2 protein-coding genes are annotated in these 2,571 nt (G+C 75.3%); both read left to right on the top strand.

All coding sequences use genetic code 11. From position 1 onward, the window contains the following. Positions 1–206: 206 nt before the first annotated feature. Positions 207–1,415 carry a hypothetical protein gene (locus AB0M20_RS37490; protein ID WP_364305544.1) on the top strand — a complete coding sequence of 403 codons (1,209 nt, stop codon included), beginning with the start codon at positions 207–209 and terminating at the stop codon, positions 1,413–1,415. Between the two features lie 27 nt (positions 1,416–1,442). Beyond that, on the top strand, positions 1,443–2,571 hold a 1,129-nt coding region (locus tag AB0M20_RS37485), incomplete at its 3' end, for a MoxR family ATPase (RefSeq protein WP_364305543.1).

Below are 2,571 nucleotides of genomic sequence, written 5' to 3'. Positions count from 1 at the left end.
CTTCACGCTGCTGCTGCCGATCGCGGCCGCGCTGGGCAAGACCCGGCGGCCGGTCGCCGGCGTGGTGCTGACCGTCCTGACGGTGGTGTCCGCCTGCTTCGGCTCGTATCTCATCCTGGTGTGGAACCACTCGCCGTAATATGATCTTCCGCGATGCGTACCTACTCGCAAGGATCGGAGGTCTCGATCGTCACAGGTGAGCGCTGATGCGTTCCTGGACGACGAGTGCCGACCGACTGCCGTGCTGGCGACGCGTGCGGGAGTTCGCCGTGCCGCCCTCGATGATCGACAAGGCCACTGCCCGCCGCGAGGCCGGTGATTGGGCCGGGGCGTGCGCCGCCGCCCGTTTCGACGTCGATCTCGATCTCTCCGCGACCCCCCGTGACCTGGCGGTGGATCTCCGGGACGATCTGCGTCACCTGGCGCCGGATCTGTTGCGCTGGCATCTGCCGAGGATCCCGCCGGACGGCCTGCTCCGGCCGGGCCTGACCGCCGCCCTGGCGCGATATCCGGGCGGGTGGCAGCTGGTGGCCCGCACGCCGCCGGGCTGGGCGGGGGCCGGCCAGCGGATCAGCCTCGCGCTGGCCCGCACGTCCGACCGCCGCTACCGCCTCGACCTGCATCGCCACCTGTGGGACGTGCGCCGCGCCCCGGAGCTGGCCGACCGGCCGGGCATGACCGACCGGCCGGACCACGAGCGGTGGCTGGCCGAGGCCGAGGTCCTGTTGCGCGCGGAGGGACGCGGCCGATCGAGGGTCCGGGTACGTGCCGGCCGGCGCCGCCTCCTGCTGGACGTCGCCGCCCGCACGGTGAGCGAAGGCTTCCCGGCGCAGGCGGCCGTCCTGCCCTACGCCGCGACGTGGCTGCCACCGGACGTGGAGCTGCTCCGGGCCGGCCTGATCGACGCGGGCGGGCTGCACCCACTGGTGGCGGCGGCCCTGACGCCCGGCTCGTCGTCCGGCGTTTCATCCGGCGTCTCGTCCGGCGCTCCGGCCGGTGCGATGATCGTCGACTGCCACGGCGCCCGGCATCGAATCGCACTGGTCGACGGCGGGCTCGTCCCGCTCGACCACGACCCGGACGAGATCCGGCGCGAGACGCTCCTGCAGACGCTGGGGGGCCCGCCGATGCCGTGCCTGCGGGCGATCGACCACGTCGTCCGCCGGCCCGACACGCTGCCCGCGATCCGCGCGCGGCTGGACCACGGCGACACCGCCGGTGCCCTGGCCGCCGTCGAGCGGCTGATCGGACCGGACGCTCTGCTGCGCGACGGCCCCCTGCTCGACGAGCTGACGGCGGCCGCCGAGCGGCGCGTCGACCACGGCATGTTCCGCGCCGGCCTGGCCGGCCGCTGCCCCCTCGGGCCGCGCCGCGCCGTCCTGCGTGGCCACCCGCGCCACGCCCGCACCCGCTGACCCTCCTCGAAACCCAAGGTGATGACCATGACTGTGCCCGTTGCCGCCCGACTTCTCGATCTGCTGTCCGACACCGACACCGAAGAGCGCCCCGACCCACAGCTCGACGCCCTGGCTCTGGCCGTGCAGGCCGACCTGCCGGTGCTGCTGTGGGGCGAGCCGGGGATCGGCAAGACCGCGGCTATCGGTCACCTCGCCGACTCGCTCGACCTGCCGCTGACCACCGTGATCGCCAGCGTGCACGAGCCCTCGGACTTCGCCGGCCTGCCGGTCGTCGGCGACGATCCGGCGCGCCAGGGCGTGCCGATGGCCCCGCCCGACTGGGCCGTCCGCCTCACCCGGGCCGGCCGTGGCCTGCTCTTCCTCGACGAATTGTCCACGGCGCCGCCCGCCGTGCAGGCCGCGTTGCTGCGGCTGGTGCTCGAGCGGCGGGTCGGCGCGCTCCGGCTGCCGCCCGGCGTACGCATCGTCGCGGCCGCCAACCCCCGATCGTCGGCCGCCGACGGCTGGGAGCTCAGCGCACCGCTGGCCAACCGTTTCGTCCATCTGCAGTGGACGTTCGACCCCGACGTCGTGGTGCGCGGGCTCGCGGGCACCTGGCCCCGCGCCGCCCTGCCCGCCCTCGACCCGGACCGGCTCCCGCACGCGGTGGCCTTCGCCCGGCGCGCGGTCTGCGAGCTGCTCACCGCGCGGCCCGCCCTCGTGCACCGCCTCCCCGGTGGTGAGGCCCGCCGCGGTGGGCCCTGGCCCTCGCCCCGCAGCTGGGACATGACCGTGCGTCTCGTCGCCTTTGCCACCGCCGCGGGCACATCGCGTGACGTGCTCGCCATGCTGGTGCGCGGTGCGGTCGGCGACGGCCCGGGCCTGGAGTTGCTGGCCGCCATGGACCGCATGGACCTGCCCGATCCCGAGGCGCTGCTGGCGGATCCGGCCGGTGCGGTGTTGCCCGGGCGCGGCGATCTGCGGCAGGCCGCGCTCGAGGGGGTGGTCTCGGCGGTCCGATCCCGGCCGTCACCGTCCAGGTGGGACGCGGCATGGGCGGTGTTCGTGCGAGCACTCGACGACGGCGCCCCGGATCTGCTGGTGGCGCCGGCCGCCGAGCTGGCCGCGCTGCGCCGCGACGACTGGCGGGTGCCCGCGGCGATCGACCGGCTGG

It is taken from the genome of Actinoplanes sp. NPDC051633, from assembly GCF_040681735.1.
Lineage (GTDB): Bacteria > Actinomycetota > Actinomycetes > Mycobacteriales > Micromonosporaceae > Actinoplanes.
The sequence above is the reverse complement of the archived record's forward strand: the minus strand, read 5'-3'. Positions and strand labels throughout refer to the sequence as shown.